The 18,196-nt window shown below is 72.6% G+C and carries 16 protein-coding genes; 7 read left to right on the top strand and 9 right to left on the bottom strand.

Going from position 1 to position 18,196, the window contains the following annotated elements:
* Positions 1–13 precede the first annotated feature (13 nt).
* Positions 14–1,051 (top strand): NAD-dependent formate dehydrogenase, encoded by a 1,038-nt coding sequence (locus tag AC2A1K_RS22465; RefSeq protein WP_483898557.1) that lies wholly within the window; start codon positions 14–16, stop codon positions 1,049–1,051.
* 53 nt (positions 1,052–1,104) lie between these two features.
* Here AC2A1K_RS22465 and AC2A1K_RS22460 read toward each other — a convergent pair whose 3' ends face one another.
* Positions 1,105–2,301, bottom strand: coding sequence for a fatty acid desaturase family protein (locus tag AC2A1K_RS22460; protein ID WP_483898556.1), 1,197 nt, complete (start codon positions 2,299–2,301; stop codon positions 1,105–1,107).
* A gap of 286 nt (positions 2,302–2,587) precedes the next feature.
* Between AC2A1K_RS22460 and AC2A1K_RS22455 the strand changes: the two genes are divergently transcribed.
* A complete protein-coding gene (locus tag AC2A1K_RS22455) occupies positions 2,588–4,108 on the top strand; it encodes a serine/threonine-protein kinase (RefSeq protein WP_483898555.1) in 1,521 nt (506 codons plus the stop codon).
* A 421-nt stretch (positions 4,109–4,529) separates the two neighbouring features.
* Here the strand turns inward: AC2A1K_RS22455 and AC2A1K_RS22450 are convergent, their stop codons facing one another.
* The 3 genes from AC2A1K_RS22450 to AC2A1K_RS22440 all read right to left on the bottom strand — a co-directional run bounded on the left by AC2A1K_RS22450 (position 4,530) and on the right by AC2A1K_RS22440 (position 6,902).
* On the bottom strand, positions 4,530–4,850 hold the full coding sequence (locus tag AC2A1K_RS22450) for a hypothetical protein (RefSeq protein ID WP_483898554.1): 321 nt from the start codon (positions 4,848–4,850) through the stop codon (positions 4,530–4,532).
* A gap of 77 nt (positions 4,851–4,927) precedes the next feature.
* Entirely contained in the window at positions 4,928–6,385 is a 1,458-nt protein-coding gene (locus AC2A1K_RS22445) for a multicopper oxidase family protein (RefSeq protein WP_483898553.1), read from the bottom strand.
* Between the two features lie 61 nt (positions 6,386–6,446).
* Complete coding sequence (locus AC2A1K_RS22440; protein WP_483898552.1) at positions 6,447–6,902, bottom strand: hypothetical protein; 456 nt, start codon at positions 6,900–6,902, stop codon at positions 6,447–6,449.
* 269 nt (positions 6,903–7,171) lie between these two features.
* On the opposite strand from AC2A1K_RS22440, the gene AC2A1K_RS22435 reads away from it, so the two are divergent.
* From AC2A1K_RS22435 to AC2A1K_RS22425, 3 genes are all read left to right on the top strand, one after another.
* Positions 7,172–7,477 carry a PspC domain-containing protein gene (locus tag AC2A1K_RS22435; RefSeq protein ID WP_483898551.1) on the top strand — a complete coding sequence of 102 codons (306 nt, stop codon included), beginning with the start codon at positions 7,172–7,174 and terminating at the stop codon, positions 7,475–7,477.
* A 68-nt stretch (positions 7,478–7,545) separates the two neighbouring features.
* A complete protein-coding gene (locus AC2A1K_RS22430) occupies positions 7,546–9,588 on the top strand; it encodes an NAD(+) synthase (protein WP_483898550.1) in 2,043 nt (680 codons plus the stop codon).
* A gap of 297 nt (positions 9,589–9,885) precedes the next feature.
* Positions 9,886–12,255 (top strand): xanthine dehydrogenase family protein molybdopterin-binding subunit, encoded by a 2,370-nt coding sequence (locus tag AC2A1K_RS22425; RefSeq protein ID WP_483898633.1) that lies wholly within the window; start codon positions 9,886–9,888, stop codon positions 12,253–12,255.
* Positions 12,256–12,576: 321 nt separating this feature from the next.
* Here the strand turns inward: AC2A1K_RS22425 and AC2A1K_RS22420 are convergent, their stop codons facing one another.
* Together AC2A1K_RS22420 and AC2A1K_RS22415 are read right to left on the bottom strand one after the other, a co-directional pair.
* The gene (locus AC2A1K_RS22420; RefSeq protein ID WP_483898549.1) at positions 12,577–14,013 is read right to left on the bottom strand and encodes a glucose-6-phosphate dehydrogenase; all 1,437 of its coding nucleotides are present in this window, start codon (positions 14,011–14,013) and stop codon (positions 12,577–12,579) included.
* Positions 14,014–14,070: 57 nt separating this feature from the next.
* Positions 14,071–15,486, bottom strand: coding sequence for an MFS transporter (locus tag AC2A1K_RS22415; protein ID WP_483898548.1), 1,416 nt, complete (start codon positions 15,484–15,486; stop codon positions 14,071–14,073).
* Between the two features lie 321 nt (positions 15,487–15,807).
* Here AC2A1K_RS22415 and AC2A1K_RS22410 point away from each other — a divergent pair, with 321 nt between their 5' ends.
* On the top strand, positions 15,808–15,933 hold the full coding sequence (locus AC2A1K_RS22410; protein ID WP_483898547.1) for a hypothetical protein: 126 nt from the start codon (positions 15,808–15,810) through the stop codon (positions 15,931–15,933).
* 65 nt (positions 15,934–15,998) lie between these two features.
* Here AC2A1K_RS22410 and AC2A1K_RS22405 read toward each other — a convergent pair whose 3' ends face one another.
* Positions 15,999–16,538, bottom strand: coding sequence for an N-acetyltransferase family protein (locus tag AC2A1K_RS22405; RefSeq protein ID WP_483898546.1), 540 nt, complete (start codon positions 16,536–16,538; stop codon positions 15,999–16,001).
* Between the two features lie 53 nt (positions 16,539–16,591).
* Entirely contained in the window at positions 16,592–16,831 is a 240-nt protein-coding gene (locus AC2A1K_RS22400; protein ID WP_483898545.1) for a hypothetical protein, read from the bottom strand.
* A 248-nt stretch (positions 16,832–17,079) separates the two neighbouring features.
* Between AC2A1K_RS22400 and AC2A1K_RS22395 the strand changes: the two genes are divergently transcribed.
* On the top strand, positions 17,080–17,493 hold the full coding sequence (locus AC2A1K_RS22395; protein WP_483898544.1) for a hypothetical protein: 414 nt from the start codon (positions 17,080–17,082) through the stop codon (positions 17,491–17,493).
* Here AC2A1K_RS22395 and tenA read toward each other — a convergent pair.
* Complete coding sequence (gene tenA / locus AC2A1K_RS22390) at positions 17,490–18,146, bottom strand: thiaminase II (protein ID WP_483898543.1); 657 nt, start codon at positions 18,144–18,146, stop codon at positions 17,490–17,492. The genes AC2A1K_RS22395 and tenA overlap by 4 nt on opposite strands.
* Positions 18,147–18,196: the final 50 nt, after the last annotated feature.

Below are 18,196 nucleotides of genomic sequence, written 5' to 3'. Positions count from 1 at the left end.
GGTAGCCGACCGCATGAAGGTCGTCTACGTGTCCTACCCGCCCTCGGATGCCGCCGCGAACGCGGTCCCGGCCAGCGCCGACCAGGCGCTGGGCCTGCCTGAGTATCTCGCCGCGCGCGGTCACGAGCTGGTGACCACGACCGACACCGGCGACGGTCTGGAGGCCGAGCTCGCCGACGCCGAGGTGCTGATCACGACGCCGTTCTGGCCGGTGTACCTGGACGAGACCCGGATCAAGAACGCGCAGAACCTGAAGCTGGTCATCACCGCGGGCATCGGGTCCGACCACACCGACCCGGAGGCCGCGCAACAGGCCGGCATCACGGTCGCCGAGGTCACCGGCTCCAACGTCGTCAGCGTCGCGGAGCACAACGTGCTCCAGATCCTGGCGCTCGTGCGCAACTTCCTGCCGGCCCACACCGAGGCCCGCAAGACAGGGGAGCACGCCGACGGGGGCTGGGACGTCGCCAAGGTCGTGGCGCGGTCGCACGATCTCGAGGGCAAGACCGTGGGGATCGTCGGCCTCGGCGCGATCGGGGCCCGCACCGCGCTGCGGCTCAAGGGCTTCGACGTCGAGATGCTCTACTACGCCAACCACCGGCGCTCGGCCGGCGAGGAGGCCTCGCTGGGCGTGCGATACGCGCGGCTCGACACCCTCGTCGAGCGCAGCGACGTGATCTGCCTGGCGCTACCGCTGATGGAGGGCAGCCAGGCGCTGTTCGGCCCGGAGCGCATCAAGGCGATGAAGCCGGGGTCGTGGCTCGTCAACACCGCACGCGGTGCGATCGTCGACCGGGACGCCCTGGTCGAGGCGATCGAGGCCGGGCACCTCGCGGGCTACGCCGGTGACACCTGGTATCCGCAGCCGGCGCCGGCCGACCACCCGTGGCGCTCGCTGCCCGAGGGCTCCGAGGCCATGACCATCCACTGCTCGGGCATGACGCTCGAGGCGCAGGACCGCATCGCCGAGGGTGTGCGCGAGATGCTCGACGCCCACCTCGACGGCCGCCCGCTCCCCGACGACTTCCTCGTCGTCGACCCGGCGGCCTGACAGGCTATGTGAGCACTTTCCGGGCCTATAGCCCCGGAAAGTGCTCACATGGGTCAGGCCGCCACCGGGTCCTCGGCGCGGGTCGGCGTCGTCTGCTCCGCCGCGCGGGGGGCCGGGACGTCGGCGGGCGCCGGCTCCTCGCGGCCGACCAGGCGGTCCACGAAGCGCTTGAGCTCGCCCGCCACCGGCAGCGAGAGCTTCCAGATCGAGCGCGTCGACTGCCAGAACTGCCGGGGGAACGGGCCCGTCGTGTAGGGCAGGTCCCAGCGCGCGCAGATGTCGCGCACCTTCTCCGCGATCTCCGGGTAGCGGTTCGACGGCAGGTCGGGGAAGAGGTGGTGCTCGATCTGGTACCCGAGGTTGCCGCTCATGAGGTGCATGAGCCGCCCGCCGGTGAAGTTCGCCGAGCCCAGCAGCTGGCGCAGGTACCACTCGCCCCACGTCTCGCCGTCGAGCTCGTCGGCGGTGAACACCTCGGCCCCGTCCGGGAAGTGACCGCAGAAGATGATCGCGTAGGACCAGACGTTGCGGATGAGGTTCGCCGTCGCGTTCGCCGCGATGGTCGCCGGGAAGAACGGGCCGGACAGCGCCGGGAAGAACACGTAGTCCTTGAGCGCCTGCTTGCCGGCTTTGCGCCCGATCTGGCGCAGCTTCGCCCTCATCTCCTCGGGATCGGCGTTCACCTTCGCCGCGCCCTCGATGTCGAGGTCGTGCAGCGCGACGCCCCACTGGAACAGGAACATCAGCAGCGCGTTGTAGAGCGGCTGGCCCAGGTAGTAGGGGTGCCACGGCTGGTCGGAGCGGACGCGGAGGATCTCGTACCCGACGTCCTTGTCCTTGCCGATCACGTTCGTGTACGTGTGGTGCAGGTAGTTGTGGGAGTGCTTCCACTGATCGGCCGGGCAGACGTTGTCCCACTCCCAGGTCGCGGAGTGGATCTCCGGGTCGTTCATCCAGTCCCACTGGCCGTGCATGACGTTGTGGCCGATCTCCATGTTCTCGAGGATCTTGGAGGCGGCCAGGGCGGCGGTGCCGGCGAGCCACAGCGGCGGCAGGACGCTGCCGACGAGCGCGACCCGCCCGCCGAACTCGAGCCGGCGCTGCCAGGTGATGACGCCCCGGATGTAGGCGGCGTCGTCCTCGCCGCGCGACGCCTCGACGTCGCGGCGGATCGCGTCGAACTCACGTCCGATGGCCGCGACGTCGGCCTCGCTCAGGTGCGTGAACTCCTTGATGTCCGAGATGGCCACGAGGGGTCCTCCAGCATCGGGGTCGGGATCGTTCGGTACCTAAAGTACTGAGTACCGACGGTACCGGTATCAATGGGGGAGGGGGCCCGTCGTCGCTGTGTCGCTGGGCACGGAGCGGGGGATGGGCCCCGTCACACCCCGCGACAGGCGGGTCGGGTGCGGGGCGCTCCGGGGTGCGGGCGAGGATGCGTGTCACCTGATCGGGTGGACGGACGATTCGGCGCCGATTTCGGTAACGGAATGGTCACGGCCCGCGATAGGTGGTCACGGAGCAGAAGGGAGGGGCATGTCGACGCCGATCTCGGTGCCGAGCGCCCTCGGCGACGCACGGGCCACCATCGAGCCCGGTCGCCTGGTGTCGGGGCGCTACCTCCTCATCGCGCCGGTGGGACGCGGCGGCTCGGGCTCGGTCTGGCGGGCCCACGACGAGCTGCTCGACCGTGACGTCGCCATCAAGCGCCTGCACGGCGCCCGCGCGCTCGACGCCCAGCGCGCCCGCCAGGTGCGCGATCGCGCCCACCGCGAGGGCCGCGTCGCCGCCCGCCTGCACCACCCGCGCCTGGCCGCGATCTTCGACATGACCGACCTCGACGGCGAGGTCTGCCTCGTCATGGAGTACGTCGCGGCCCCGTCGCTCGCCGACCTCCTCGACCGCGAGGGCCCCCTGCCCCCGGCGCGCGTCGCCGGCATCGGCGCCCAGATCGCCGAGGGCCTCGCCGCGATGCACGAGCGCGGGATCGTCCACCGCGACGTCAAGCCCGCCAACGTCATGATCGGCGCCGGCGACGCGGTGACGGTCACCGACTTCGGCATCGCCGTCGTCGACGCCGAGCCCGGCACCGCCGACCAGCTCGTCGCCGGCACCCCCCACTTCATGGCGCCCGAGCTCGCCCGCGGCGGCCCGGCCACCGCGGCCGCCGACGTCTTCTCGCTCGGCGCCACGCTCTACGCCGCTCTGGAGGGCGCCCCGCCCGCGGGCGACGGCGGCAACGCGCTCGAGGTGCTCTCGCGCGTCGCCACCGGGGTCGTCGCCCCGGCTCGGCGCGCGGGCGACCTGACGCCGGTGCTGCGGGCGCTGCTCGATCACGACCCCGCTCGTCGCCCCGACACGGCGCGCGCCGCCCGGATGCTCGCGGGCCACGAGGCACCCGACAGCGCCCCGTCCCCCGCGAGCGGCGCGACCGCCGCCGTGCGGTCCGACCTTCTCGCGGCGGGACCGCCCACGCCCGACCCGCACGCCGACGAGGCCCGCACCGGCCCGCTCCTGGTCCCGGGGCGCGGGCCCGGTGCCGCTGCCGCTGCCGGTGCCGCACTCCCGGCGCGACCCGCGACCCGGGCCGTCACCCCGGTCGGCACGGGGTCCGGCCGGCGCGCCGCCCGCTTCGGGCGCCCACCGCGCCGGGTGGCGGCCGTGGGTGCCGGACTCGTCGGGGTGCTCGGTGCCGCCGGGATCGTGGCCGCGGCGACCGGTACGTCGGACCCGACACCGGTCGCGACCCCGGACACCGCCGCGCCGCCCGCGCCGATGCCCGTCCCGGTCGCCGCGCCGCCGGTGATCCCGTCCGGCCCGCCGACCTCCTCGGTCACGCGCAGCACGCGCACGGCCACCGCGGACGACGTCGAGGAGGTCGCGTCGTCCACGCGGTCGACGACGGCCCGGCACTCACGCGATGCGGCTGCCCAGCGCCGGGACGCGCAGTGGGAACGCTTCTTCGAGCGCTGGCGGGCGCAGGCCCGCGCGAACAGCGACGGCGACCGGGACGACGACGACCGTCCCCGCGGTCGGGCTCGCGGCCACGACCGCTGACGGTCGTCAGTCCTTCGGGCGCTCGTCCCGCACGGGCCCCCGTGGCCCGGGCACGCCACGCTCCTCGGGCGGTGGCCCCACCGGGCGCCATCGAGGGTCCGGCTCCGCGTCGCTCCGCGGACGGTGACGCACGATGCGCCTGATGCGCGGCTCCTGGACGAGCCGATCCGCCGTACGGTCGCGCATGTCGCCTCCCGTGCGTCCCCGGGGCCGAAGACGTCGATCACCGAGGTTACGGCCGGACATCGCGTGAGCGCTGTACGTCATTGTGCGTACGACCGGGTGGCGCGGGCCCGTGTCGAGCGGTGTCGACCTTCACGACGACCGGACCGCCCGGTACGTTCCGAGGACGGGACCGCCGGTGCGGACGAGGGGCCCGCACCGGCGCGGCCCCGGGCCGGTTCCGGCCGGACGGGGCGCGTCAGCCGCGCAGCACCTCGCAGAGGACCACCGGCTCGGCGTCGGCGTCCACGGCGAGCGGGCGCCACCGCGGCGCACGGCGCAGGGCGGGGTCCGTCGTGACCTCCCACCCGTCCACGGCCGACCAGTGCAGGGCGCGCACGGTGCGTGGCGGGTCGGCGTGCACCCGGAGGGTGAACCCGTCGTCGGCCTCGTCGGGCACCGTCTCGACCTCGTCGTCGTCGAGCAGCTCCAGCGCGGTCGCCACGGCCTCCGCGCACGCGGTCGCGTGGGAGAGCAGCCAGGGAGCGGCGGGAGCGGGGGGAGCGGTCGGGGCGGGCATGGTGGTCACCTCCGGCGGTCCCCGGGGATCGGACCGCATCGGTTACCCGCGAGTATCCCCACGCTCGGAGGGTGCCGTCACTCCGGGACGTTGTGGGGGTCACCACCCACGCGGTAGGGCGTCGTCACGCCCTCGTACATGAGGTGGGCGACGAGGCCCTCGCTCGGATGGGCGAGGTTGTGGCAGTGGTCCATCCACAGCCCCGGGTTGTCGGCCACGAACGCGACGTCGACGCTGTGGCCGTCCTGGACGTCGACGCTGTCGGTCCACCACGGGCTGCCGGTGGCCGGGACGCCGTCGCGGGCGAGCACCACCGCGTGGTGCCCGTGCAGGTGCATCGGGTGCAGTTCGCCGCTGGAGTTCTCGATGTGCATCCGGACGACGTCGCGCTCGCGCACGACGTACATGGGCACGTCGGGCCACATCCGGCCGTTGACGGTCCACCACAGGCCGGGCGTGCCGTCGAGGAACCCGAGGCGCCGCCCGATGGCGTAGTCGACGGTGCGGTTCGCCGCGGCCGGGTCGAAGGGCAGCGCCACGGGCGTGCCGTAGTGCAGCGGGTCGAGCTCGGCGGCGGGTCGCGGGGTCGGGGGCAGCGGGCGTCCGAAGGTGACGGCGGACGCGCCACCGAGCTCGACGCGCACGCCGGCGCCGTCCGCGGGGAGGTCGACCTCCAGGTCGGCGCGCCCACCCGCGGTGACGGCGAGCGAGTCGGTCGAGGGCGTGGGGCCGTTGACCTCGGTGCCGTCGATCGCGGCGAGGCGGTAGGGCGCCCCGCCGACCCAGACCTGGACCGGCCCGTTATCGGTGTTGACCACGCGGACACGGACCCGCTGCCCGGGGGCGCCGGCGGCCGGGACGTCGCCCTCGAGGCCGTTGACCGTGCGGCGGCCCGCGTACATGTGGGTCAGCACCGTGGTGTCGGCCGTGGCGCCCAGCCCCGCGCGGGGCGTGACGACGAGGGCGCCGAACAGCCCGCCCTTGACCTGCGGGTCGGCGACCTGGTGGGAGTGGTACCAGAACGTGCCGGCCTGGTCGGCGCGGAACCGGTAGACGAAGGACCCGCCGACGCCGACGGCGTCCTGGGTCACGCCGGCCACGCCGTCGTCGCCGGCGGGGACGTCGTAGCCGTGCCAGTGCAGGGTCACGCCGTCGACGACGTTCTCGTTGACGAGGCGCACCTGCACCATCTGGCCCTGCACCGCCCGGATCTCGGGGCCGGGTGTCGTGCCGTTGAGCGTGAAGCCGTCGATCACACGGCCCGACGGGAGCGTCACGCGGCCCGCCCGCGCGACGACGGTGACGTCGACGTCCGCGGGGCCCGGGGGCTCGCGGAGTTGGTCGACCGAGGGGCCCATGGCCATCCCGGCCATGTCCGCGGAGTGGTCCATCCCGACCGGGCCGCCGCCGTACTCCGGTGTGCCCATGTCCTCGACCGAGTACGTCGCGGGCGCGAGGCTGTCGACCCACATCCAGGCGATCGGCACGACCACCACGAGCGCGGCGACGACGGAGACCAGGGTCCGGCGTCGCACACCGGTCCCGAATCGGGGCCAGGTCCGCCGCCGCGCCCGCAGCACGGGTTCGGCCCGCCGCTCAGACGGTCGCGGCGGTGGGTTGCTCGACGGCCCGCGGCGTCGCGGGCGTCAGGCGCGCCGAGAACACGGCGGCGACGAGGATGGCCAGCGCGAGCGCGCCGTGGAGCATGCCCAACGACGGCAGCGCGTGCGCGAACATCCCGAGCAGGACCTGGGCCACGACCATGAGGAACAGCGCGGCCGCGTACGCCACGCCCCGGGTCAGCTTCGCGAAGAACGACACGACGAGCAGGAGCAGGGCCACGGCCGGCACGATGATCGTGCCGTTCAGCCCGTGCACCATGAACCCGACGACCCCGTCGAACTGGGGCTCGGCCTGCATGGCGGCCGCGTCGAGCACCCCGCCGCTCTCGATCCAGGCGGACAGGCCGAACAGGGCCCACGCGATCGCCGCCGCCTGGACGACCACCTCGACGGCGAGGATCCAGGCGAGAACCCGATAGGTCGTCCGCACGGTCGACCCCTTTCCGCGGGATCGCCGGAGCCCCCGCACGTCGTGGTGGTTCCACGGGAAGGCCCGTGGTGCCGATCACATTAAGTCATCACAGGGTGTGATCACTAGTCCGAAGGAATGACTATGTCGAGGCGACGAGGCGAAAGGTGACGTTCCGTCACAGGAGTCCCGGGCGTCCCGCGGCCCCTCGGATCTCGGGGTGCGGACCAGGGTCGAACCGGGGGCCGACCCGGAGGGCGCCGGGCCGGCCCGTCGGCAGGCTGGACGCCATGACCACACCGGAGAGCACACCGGAGAGCACACCCACTCCCCACGCTTCTGCGTCCTCGGGCCTGTCGTTCGGCTTCCGGCGCGCCGTCGGCGACCGCTGGATCGCCGGCGTGTGCGGTGGCATCGCTGCCCGCACCGGCCTCGACGTCACCCTCGTCCGGGTCGTCGCGGTACTCCTGGCCGTGTTCGGGCACCTCGTGGGTCTGATCGCCTACCTGGCCGCCTGGGCGCTGGTGCCCGAGGAGGAGACCCGTCCCGCGACGGTGAGCACGTCGACCGAGGAGCCGCCCTCGAGCACCGTGTGACCCTCGGGCGGCGACCGGGCGGGCGATCTACGCTCGCCCGCGTCGTCGGAGTCCGGAGGAACCCGCAGATGCCCACCCCGCCCTTCACGTCGGTGTACCACCAGGGCTTCGTGCGCGTGGCGGCCGCGACGCTGCGCACGACGATCGCCGAGCCGGCGGCCAACGGGGCCTCGCTGCTGGCCGTCGCCCGCGCGTGCCACGAGGACGGGGCAGGCCTCGTCGTCTTCCCCGAGCTGACGCTGTCCGGCTACTCGATCGAGGACCTGCTGATGCAGGACACGCTTCTCGACGCCGTCGTCGACGCCCTCGCCGACGTGGTCGCCGCGTCGGGGGACCTGACCCCGGTGCTGGTGGTCGGCGCGCCGCTGCGCCACCGGCACCGGCTCTACAACTGCGCGGTCGTCGTGCACCGCGGGCGCGTGCTGGGCGTCGTCCCGAAGAGCTACCTGCCCAACTACCGCGAGTTCTACGAGCCCCGCCAGGCCGCGGCCGGCGCGGGGGAGGAGGGCACGATCCGCCTGCTCGGCGCCGACGTGCCCTTCGGCGCCGACCTGCTGTTCGCGGCCGAGGACGTCGACGGCCTCGTCCTGCACGTCGAGGTCTGCGAGGACATGTTCGTCCCGATCCCGCCGAGCGCCGAGGCGGCGTTGGCCGGGGCGACGGTACTGGCGAACCTCTCGGGCAGCCCGATCACGGTCGGGCGCGCCGACGACCGCCAGCTCCTCGCGCGCTCGGCGTCCGCCCGCTGCTCGGCCGCCTATGTCTACGCCGCCGCGGGCGAAGGGGAGTCGACCACCGAGGTCTCGTGGGACGGCCAGACGAGCATCCACGAGAACGGCGTCCTGCTCGCCGAGACCGAGCGCTTCCCGTCCGGCGAGCGCCACGCCGTCGCCGACGTCGACCTGCGCCTGCTGCGCTCCGAGCGCCTGCGCACGGGCACGTTCGACGACAACCGCCGGCGCCACGTGCGTGACTTCCGCACCATCGCGTTCACGCTCGCCCCGCCGACCGGCGACATCGGGTTCCGCCGCGAGGTCGAGCGCTTCCCGTTCGTGCCGTCGGATCCCGCCCGCCTCGAGCAGGACTGCTACGAGGCCTACAACATCCAGGTCGCCGGGCTCGAGCAGCGCCTGCGGGCGATCGGCGGGCCGAAGGTCGTCATCGGCGTCTCCGGCGGGCTCGACTCCACCCACGCACTGATCGTCGCGGCCCGGGCGATGGACCGGGCCGGGCGCCCGCGCTCCGACATCCTCGCGTTCACCCTGCCCGGCTTCGCCACCGGCGAGCGGACCAAGTCGAACGCGCAGCGCCTCGCCGAGGCGCTGGGGTGCACCTTCGAGACGATCGACATCACCGAGACCGCCCGGCTGATGCTGGCGAACCTCGGGCACCCGTTCTCCCAGGGCGAGCCGCAGTACGACGTCACGTTCGAGAACGTCCAGGCCGGCCTGCGCACCGACTACCTCTTCCGCGCCGCCAACCAGCGCGGCGGCATCGTGCTGGGCACCGGCGACCTCTCCGAGGCGGCGCTGGGCTGGTCGACCTACGGCGTCGGCGACCAGATGTCGCACTACACGGTGAACACCGGCGTCCCGAAGACCCTGATCCAGCACCTCATCCGCTGGGTGATCAGCTCGCAGCAGTTCGACGACGACGTCGCGACCGTGCTGGCCGACGTCCTCGACACCGAGATCAGCCCCGAGCTCGTGCCGGCCGACTCCGACGAGGAGATCCAGTCGAGCGAGCAGAAGATCGGGCCGTACGACCTGCAGGACTTCACCCTCTACTACGTGCTGCGCCACGGGTTCCGGCCGTCGCGGATCGCGTTCCTGTCCTGGCACGCGTGGCACGACGCCGACGCGGGCGCCTGGCCGCCCGGCTACCCCGAGGACGACCGCACCGCCTACGACCTCGCCGAGGTCCGGCGCTGGCTGCAGGTCTTCGCCCAGCGGTTCTTCGGGTTCGCGCAGTTCAAGCGCTCGGCGATGCCGAACGGGCCCAAGGTCGTCGCCGGCGGGTCGCTCTCGCCGCGCGGCGACTGGCGCGCGCCCTCGGACTCCTCGGCGACGATCTGGCTGGAGGAGATCGAGAAGGAGGTGCCCGTGAGCTAGCCCGCGGCGCGCTTGTCGGGGTCGGGTGGGAACCAGCCACGGGCCACGACCGCCTCCGAGCGGGTGCCCAGGGCGTCGACGAGCGGGCGCTGGGCGAGGTCGGCGACGTGGGAGTCCCCGCGGCTCGATCGCGTCCCGCAGGCACCGCGCCGGGGTGGCGGCGGCCGACGGGTCGTGGTCGTCCCACTGACCGGTTGCGTCCTTCCAGTGGGCCGAATGCCGACTCGACGCGCGGGCGTCCGTCTGATCTTCTGATTTCCTCGGCACGGGCACCACTGGAGGACCCCCGCGAGGACCATCACCCCCACCCGTTCCACGTCGATCTTCGGCAACTCGGTCAAGCGCACCGAGGACAAGGGCCTGATCCGGGGCGCCGAGGACTACACCGGAGACCTGCCGGTGGAGGGTGCCCTCCACGCGGTCTTCGTCCGCTCGCCCATCGCCCACGGCACGATCACGAGCGTCGACGCCTCCGAGGCGCGCTCGATGCCGGGGGTCGTCGCGGTGTACGTCGATGGTGAGCTCGACGTCAACGACCGCCCCGGCCTGCCCGGCGTCGTGCCCGACGCGATGACACGCCCCGCGCTCGCGCGCGGCAAGGTGCGATTCGTCGGCGACGTCGTCGCGGTCGTGATCGCCGAGACCGCCGGCCAGGCCCTCGACGCCTCCGAGACGGTCTTCGCCGACATCGAGCCGCTGCCCGCGGTGACCGACATCGAGGCCGCGCTCGCCGACGGCGCCCCGCTCCTGTTCGAGGACCACGGGTCCAACCTGGTCGCGGGCGATGGCACCGGCCCCGTCGAGGGCATCTTCGACTCGGCCGACGTGGTCGTGCAGCACACCTTCTACAACCAGAGGCTCGCCGGCGTGCCGATGGAGCCGAACGCCTGCGTGGCGATCCCCGGCGACGAGGGCAAGATCAAGATGTATCTCTCGTCCCAGGGCCCGCACGGGGCGCGCGACGCCATGGCGGGCGACCTCGGGCTCGAGGGCGACAAGGTCCACGTCATCGCCCCGCGCGTCGGCGGCGGCTTCGGCCCGAAGATGCACGCCTACCAGGAGTGGGGGATCGTCGGCGCCGCCGCGCGGACGATCGGCCGACCGGTCCGCTGGACCGAGACCCGCTCCGAGAACATGCTCTCGATGGTCCACGGGCGCGCCCAGGTCCAGTACGTCGAGATGGGCGTCACGAAGGACGGGACGATCGTCGGCCTGCGCGCCACCGCGATCGGCGACGCCGGGGCCTACCCGGTGCTCGGCACGATCCTGCCCAGCCTCACCCAGCTCATGGCCCAGGGCGTCTACGACATCCCGGCCATCGACTTCACCTGGAAGGCCGTCGCCACCAACACGACGCAGACCGGGGCGTATCGCGGCGCCGGACGGCCCGAGGCGACGCAGATGCTCGAGCGGATCATCGACATCGCCGCCGACGAGATCGGTGTCGACCCGCTGGAGATGCGGCGGAAGAACTTCCTCACGCCCGACAAGTTCCCGATGACCAGCATCACCGGGGCTCAGTACGACAACGCCGAGCACGCCAAGGCGCTCGACGCGGCCAAGGAGGCGGCGGGCTACGACGCCCTGCTCGCCGAGCAGGAGCGCCAGCGCGCCGAGGGCAGCCGGATCGCGATGGGCATCGGGGTCGCGTCCTACGTCGAGGTCACCGCCCCGCTGGGCCTCGACGTCGAGTTCGGCTCCGCGCAGGCCCACCCGGACGGCACGTTCACGGTCATGGCCGGCACCAGCGCCCATGGCCAGGGCCACGAGACCGCGTTCACCCACCTGGCGTCCCAGGTCCTCGGCGTGCCGATGGAGAAGGTCCGGCTCGTCCAGTCCGACACGGCGCTCGTGCGCAGCGGCAGCGGCACGGCGGGCTCGCGCTCGCTGCAGACCGGCGGCAGCGCGATCTGGACCGCGTCCGAGCAGCTGGTGTCGCGGGCGCGCGAGATCGCCGCGCACATGCTGGAGGCCTCGCCCGACGACATCGAGCACGTCGACGGCGGATTCGGGGTCAAGGGCATCGCCGATACCCAGGTCAGCTGGGCGCAGGTGGCGACGGCGTCCGAGGACGGCTCGGGCTACGACATGGGCGTCGGCGGCAAGCCGCTGCTCGAGGAGCTCGACTTCACCCAGGGCCAGTCGAGCTTCCCGTTCGGCTCGCACATCTCGGTCGTGGACGTCGACCTCGACACCGGCATGGTCAAGCTGCGCCGCCACATCGCCGTCGACGACTGCGGGCGCATCCTCAACCCGATGCTCGTCACCGGGCAGCAGCACGGCGGCATCGCGCAGGGCATCGCGCAGGCCCTGTTCGAGCACGTCACCTACGACGAGGACGGCAATCCCACCGCGGGCAACCTGACGTCGTACATCATCCCGTCGGCGGCGGACCTCATCACCTACGAGGCCACCAACACCGAGACGCCGACCCCGCTGAACCCGCTGGGCGCCAAGGGCATCGGCGAGTCGGGGACGATCGGCTCGACGCCTGCGGTGCACAACGCGGTCGTCGACGCGCTCTCGCACCTCGGGGTGCGGCACGTCGACATGCCGCTGACCCCGGAGACGGTGTGGCGCGCGATCCAGGGCGCCTCCGGCGACGACCCGGGCAACCGTCCCGCCGCCGGGCCCGAGTACGCGGGCGAGCCGGGCGCGCAGCACTGACCCATGAGCGGAGTTCCCGGCTATGGCCGGGAATTCCGCTCACATAGTCTTCACGGGTGTGACCTCGGCTCGGCGCGCTGGTCCTGGTCGCCGTCGTGACCCTGGCGGCCACGGCGCTCGTGCCGGCCGACCGTCTGCGTCGTGCCACGGTCGCCCTGTTCCTGCTGGCCTCGGCCATGGCGCTGGCCCTGACGCTGCTGTGCGCCCAGGCGGCCCCTTTCGCCGGCTACTTGCGATCATCCCGGACCTCCTGCTCCAGGTCCGCCCCTGACCCATGTGAGCACTTTCCGGTGCTATGGGCCCGGAAAGTATTCACATGGGTCAGCCGGGGAGGACCCAGCCGACGGGGTCGGCGAGGCGGAGGGCCGATTCCGGGCCCCAGGAGCCCGGCGCGTAGGGCTCGGGCGCGCTGTGGTCGTCGAGCACCTCGGCCGCGGCGATCCAGACGTCCTCGAGGCCGTCGGGGCGGGTGAACAGCGCGCGGTCGCCGGTGAGCACGTCGTGGATCAGCCGCACGTACGGCGGCAGCGGGTCGCCACCGGAGAGCGTGTCGAGCGGGATCTGGGTCCACGCGGTACCGAGCTCGGACGACGCCCCGGGCGTCTTGACGTTCATCGACAGGGCGAGCGCGCCGTCACCGGCGAGGTCGAAGCACAGCACGTTGCCGCGGATCGGCAGGTCGCGCTCGTCGACCGGGCCGTTCCCCGGGTCCCGGAAGATCAGGTTCACCTTCTGGTGGCTCTCGGCCATCCGCTTGCCGGTGCGCAGCAGGAACGGCACGCCGCGCCAGCGGTCGGTGTCGATCCACAGCCGCGCGGCCACGAAGGTCTCGGTGGTGGAGTCGTCGCCGATGTGGTCGAGGTCGTGGTAGCCCTCGAACTGCCCGCGGACCACCTCGTCGCGCCGCAGCGGGCGGAAGTGCCGGACCGCCTCGTCACGCGCGGCGGCGACGTCGTCGGCGCGGAACGTCGCCGGCGGGTCCATCGCCACCTCGGCGGCCACCTGGAACAGGTGCGTCACGAGCATGTCGAGCACCGCACCCGTCGCGTCGTAGAACGAGGCGCGGTCGGCGACGTCGAGGGTCTCCGGAACGTCGATCTCCACGGCGGCGACGTGGTGGCGATCCCAGGAGCTGCCGAAGAGCCCGTTGGCGAAGCGCAGGGCCCGGAGCTCCTGGGTGGCCTCCTTGCCGAGGAAGTGGTCGATGCGGAAGACCTGCGACTCGTCGAGGACCTCGTGCACGACCCGGTCGAGCTCGCGGAAGCTCTGGAGCGACGTACCGAAGGGCTTCTCGTACACCACGCGCGAGCCCTCGGCCAGGCCCTGCGCCCCGAGGGCACGCGTGTACTCGCCGAACGTCGACGGCGGCAGGCCCAGGTAGTGGACGAGCTGCGCGTCCTCCCCGATCTCGCCGCGGGCCTCGGCCACCCGGTCCAGCAGCTCGCCGGGGTCGTCGGCGGTGAACCCGCCGCCGGCGAAGCGCAGCCGGGCCGAGAACTCGTCCCACGGACCGTCGGCGGGCCTCGTGCCCCCGAACTCCTCGAGCACCGCGTGCACGTCGTCGCGGAACTCGTCGTCGCTCTTGTGGTGGCGACCGTTGCCGATCAGGCGCCACTCGTCGGGCAGCAGCTTCTCCTGCGCCAGCCGGAAGAACGACGGCAGCACCAGGCGCTTGGCGAGATCGCCGGTGGCGCCGAACAGGACGAAGACGGTGGGGCCGGGTGCGGCCTCTGGCGACCCTGACGCGGACGAAGTCACGGGAGCATCGTGCCCGCGATCAGGGGGACCCGACACCCGGCGACCCACCGTCGTGGCTCAGCGACGCGAGGCGACGAGCTCGCGAGCCTCCTGCTCGGTCGAGACCGCGGGATGCGAGCCCGGGAGGGGCCTGCCGGCCGTCTCGCGGAGCTTCAGCAGCACCGCGACGCCCGCCAGCCCGGCGAGGATCAGGTAGACCGCGGGCCATCCGCCCCACCCGGTGGTGGGCACGAGCGCCGTCATGATCAGCGACGTCGTCCCGGCGAACGCCGACACGAAGATGTTGAACGAGATCGAGAGGCCGCCGTAGCGGATCTCGGTCGGGAACAGCGCCGGCAGCGTCGAGGGGCAGGTCGACGAGAACAGGATGAGCAGCAGTGCCATCACGGCGAGACCGAGGCCGACCAGCGCCACCGACCCGCTGCTGAGCAGGAGGATCATCGGCGCGGCGAGCACGATCGTGCTGATCGCGCCGGTCCACAGCATCGGCTTGCGGCCCACGCGGTCGGACAGCCGGCCCAGGAACGGGATGGCGAGGACCGCCGCCCAGAGCACGATGATCTGCAGCCACTGCGACGTCGTCGAGTCGATGGCGGTGCCGCCGACGAGGGTGACGTTGTCCTCGAGGTAGGTCGGCATGTAGCTGGTCAGCATGTAGTTCGGCACGTTCCAGGCGACCACGAGACCGCCCGCGGCGAGCATGGCGGGCCAGTAGTCCACGAACAGCTTCTTGATGCCGGCCGTGGCCTGGTTGCCTTCGCGCTCCTCGGATTCCGAGAGCAATGTCTGGAATGCCGGGGTCTCCTCGAGCTTGACGCGAAGGTAGACGCCGACGATGCCCAGGGGCAGGGCGATGAAGAACGGGATGCGCCACGCCCAGGTGGACGCGAACTCCTCGGTGGAGACCAACGGGATGATGGTCGCGACCGTCGCGCCGAGCGCGTAGCCGATGAACGTCCCGCATTCGAGGAAACTGCCGAAGAAACCGCGCCGGCGGTCGGGGGAGTACTCGGCGATGAACGTCATCGCGCCCGCGTACTCGCCTCCGGTGGAGAAGCCCTGCACGACGCGGCAGAGCACGAGAAGGATCGGTGCCCAGAGGCCGATCGCCGAGTACGGCGGGATGAAGCCGAGCAGGAACGTCCCGACGGCCATCATGATGACCGTGATCGACAGGACCTTCGTCCGGCCGATCCGGTCGCCGAGCGGGCCGAAGAAGAGCCCGCCGAGCGGCCTGACCAGGAACGACACCGCGAAGCCGGCGAAGACGCCGATCTGGGCGAGCGTCTGGTTGTCGGGCGGGAAGAACTGCTCCTCGATGGTGGTCGCCAGGTAGGCGTAGACCCCGAAGTCGAACCACTCGGTGATGTTGCCGACCGCCGCCGCGCCGACGGCGCGCCTCATGGTGCCGGTGTCGGTGACGGTGACGCCGTCGGGCACTCCGCCTCCGTCACCCGCTTCCGTCTGCGTCATGTCGTTCTCCCCTCGCCCCCGACGGGATCGCGGTTCGTCCGATTTGACGGAAACGACCCGGAAGTCGTTAACGCCCGCATACTTCGCCTTGCCCGTCGGACATTACTGAATACGAACGTGGGATACAGGATGAACGCGGCTGGTTGTTGTGAGTGGGGTCATGCGATGAGGTCACGGCCCGGCGGAACACACTGAGGGGCCGACGCGTCTGTTCTTGTGGGTGCAGGTAGCGCCCGCGGTTCGCAAGCGCTCGCGCACCGGTCGGGTCATCCGGACCCGGTCGCCGGACGCGGCGCGTGCAGGTGGTGAGGAGGAGCCGTCATGGCGGCAGTGTTCATCGGCATGATCGTGAGTGCGGGAGCGGGCCTCGGTGTGGCCGGTGCCCTCGCCCGGCACGCGCAGCGCCATTGGGTCAGCCGGCCGGCGCCCGCGGCCGTCGAGGCCTGAGACCCCGGAGCTCACGCCCGGGCCGTCCCGCGTCCTGCGGGGCGGCCCGCCGTCGTTCCGGGTGGTCAGCCGTCGGGTCGGAGGTCGGCCTGCATGAGCACGGTGTCGGCCCACTGCCCGTTCTTGTAGCCCACCGACGGCATCCGTCCGACCTCGACGAACCCCAGGCGGCGGTGCAGCACGATCGACGGCGTGTCGTGGCGGGATCCGGCGAGGGCGGCGATCACGGCGACGACCTGGCGGATCTCGGTGCCGCGCAGCGCGTCGAGCAGACCCGCCAGCAGGCGGGAGCCCAGCCCGCGCCCGGCGGCCTCCGGCGCGATGTAGATCGAGTCCTCGACCGTGTAGCGGTAGGCGGCGTGGGGGCGGAACGCCGTGACGTAGGCGAAGCCCTCGACTTCGCCGTCCACCTCGGCCACGAGGAACGGCAGCCTCGCCCCCGCGGCGGTGATGCGATCACGCCAGTACTCGTCGGTGGGGGGCTCCTCGACGAAGGTCGCGATCGACTGCAGGACGTAGCCGGCGAAGATCGCCGCGACCCTCTCCGCGTCCTGCGGCGCGGCGGGACGCAGCACACCGGTCGTGGTGTCGGGTTCCGTGGTCACGCCCCGATTCTGGACCATGACCCCGGTCCGCCACGACCTCCGGGCGGCCGGACCTACTCCACGCGGACCAGCGTGAACTCCCACTCGCCGGCGGGCTGGTTGTACCCGGTGCGCTCGTAGATGGCGGTCTGTCCGCCGCCGGCCATGTCGGAGACCGTGCGCCGCAGGCCGTGCTCACCGCTGGGCAGCGGGATGCGCTGGAGCAGCGGCGGCTCCTCGCCGGCGCTGTCGGGCTGCGTGATCGACCCGACGCCCTGCAAGGGGCCGTTGACGTACCGGACAGCGAACTCCATGTGCCCTCCCAGACGAGATCGGCACACCTTACGACCCCGCGGCGCGATCGTCACCGACACCGCGCGATGCCGATTGCCCCGATCAGCCGACCGTCCGGGCCGTGACGACCACGTAACGTAGTTCCTCGGGCGGCCCCGCTCTCCTCCTCGGCGGCCTGGTCCTGATCGGGGCCGGCATCGCCGTCATCGCGCTCGGGTGCCCCGGCGCGTGGGTGCCCGGCGTCCCGACCCGCCGTGAGGGTCGGCGGGTGGCCGGCGCCTGGGAGTACGCGACGCTGGAGATCTCGGCGGTCGGACTGTCCGAGGATGCGGCGGGCGACGCGGGCGCCGAGTGGCAGATCGCCGAGTGGCAGATCGCCGAGTGGCAGATCGCCGAGTGGGAGATCGCCGAGTGGGAGATCGCCGAGTGGGAGATCGCCGAGTGGGAGATCTACGCCATCGGCCCGTCGGACGGGCTGATCCTCGAGAAGTACCGGCCCTACCGCGTGGCCTGGGCGCGCGTGTACGCCGAGCAGCTCAACCGGCTGGGGCGGCAGGGCTGGGAGCTGGTCCCGCTCGCGGGCCCGCAGGGTGCCCTCGTCCCGAGCGCACCGGGCCGCGCGCCGGGGACGGCGCCGCACGTCGTCGAGACGCGGTTCGTGCTGCGGTGCCGCGTCGACTAGACCGGCCACTCCTCCTGCCGCCACGCGGCGTCCCAGAACATCCACTCGTAGCGGCACGTGGTCACGTAGTGCTCCCGGACGCGCTCGCGCTCGACGTCGCCGAGGGTCGGCCCGACGCGGTCGGTCAGGGCCAGCACCGCGTCGACGACCGCCTGGAACTCGTCGCCGCCGTACATGGCGATCCAGCGGGCGTAGAGCGGGTCGGGGGAGGAGCCCTCGAGCAGCGCCTCGCCGACCCGCGCGTAGATCCAGTAGCACGGCAGGACCGCGCCGAGCCCCTCGGCGAACGACCCGCCGTGGCACGTCGCGAGCAGATAGCTCGTGTAGGCGGTGGTGGTCGGTGCGACGGGCACGTCGCCGTCGCTCGACGTCCCGAGCGCGTCGGCGAGCTCGGCGTGCATGTCCTGCTCGGCCGCGATCGCGCCGGCGGCGTGTTGGCTGAACATCACCGTGTCCGCTTCTGTGGGCGCCCGCGCGGCGAGCACCGCCAACGCCCGCGCGTACCCGCGCAGGTAGTGGGAGTCCTGCACGACGAAGTGCCGGAACGCCGCGTGCGGCAGCGTGCCGTCGGACAGGCCGGTGAGGAACGGGTGCGCGCGGACCCGGTCGTAGATCCCGGAGCCCGCGTCCCAGAGCTCGTCGCTGAAAGCCACGGCGAGCACCCTGTCACGGCCGGGGTGAGATCATCACGTGGTGAGTGAGG

It is taken from the genome of Actinomycetospora sp. 2LY8.5 (genome assembly GCF_057180585.1).
The sequence above is the reverse complement of the archived record's forward strand: the minus strand, read 5'-3'. Positions and strand labels throughout refer to the sequence as shown.

Excerpts from the sequence above, each read along its gene's own strand:
- AC2A1K_RS22465 (WP_483898557.1), top strand. The coding sequence starts at position 14 with ATGAAGGTCGTCTACGTGTCCTACCCGCCCTCGGATGCCGCCGCGAAC.
- AC2A1K_RS22455 (WP_483898555.1), top strand. The coding sequence starts at position 2,588 with ATGTCGACGCCGATCTCGGTGCCGAGCGCCCTCGGCGACGCACGGGCC.
- AC2A1K_RS22450 (WP_483898554.1), bottom strand. The coding sequence starts at position 4,850 with ATGCCCGCCCCGACCGCTCCCCCCGCTCCCGCCGCTCCCTGGCTGCTC.
- AC2A1K_RS22435 (WP_483898551.1), top strand. The coding sequence starts at position 7,172 with ATGACCACACCGGAGAGCACACCGGAGAGCACACCCACTCCCCACGCT.
- AC2A1K_RS22430 (WP_483898550.1), top strand. The coding sequence starts at position 7,546 with ATGCCCACCCCGCCCTTCACGTCGGTGTACCACCAGGGCTTCGTGCGC.
- AC2A1K_RS22415 (WP_483898548.1), bottom strand. The coding sequence starts at position 15,486 with ATGACGCAGACGGAAGCGGGTGACGGAGGCGGAGTGCCCGACGGCGTC.
- AC2A1K_RS22410 (WP_483898547.1), top strand. The coding sequence starts at position 15,808 with ATGGCGGCAGTGTTCATCGGCATGATCGTGAGTGCGGGAGCGGGCCTC.
- AC2A1K_RS22400 (WP_483898545.1), bottom strand. The coding sequence starts at position 16,831 with ATGGAGTTCGCTGTCCGGTACGTCAACGGCCCCTTGCAGGGCGTCGGG.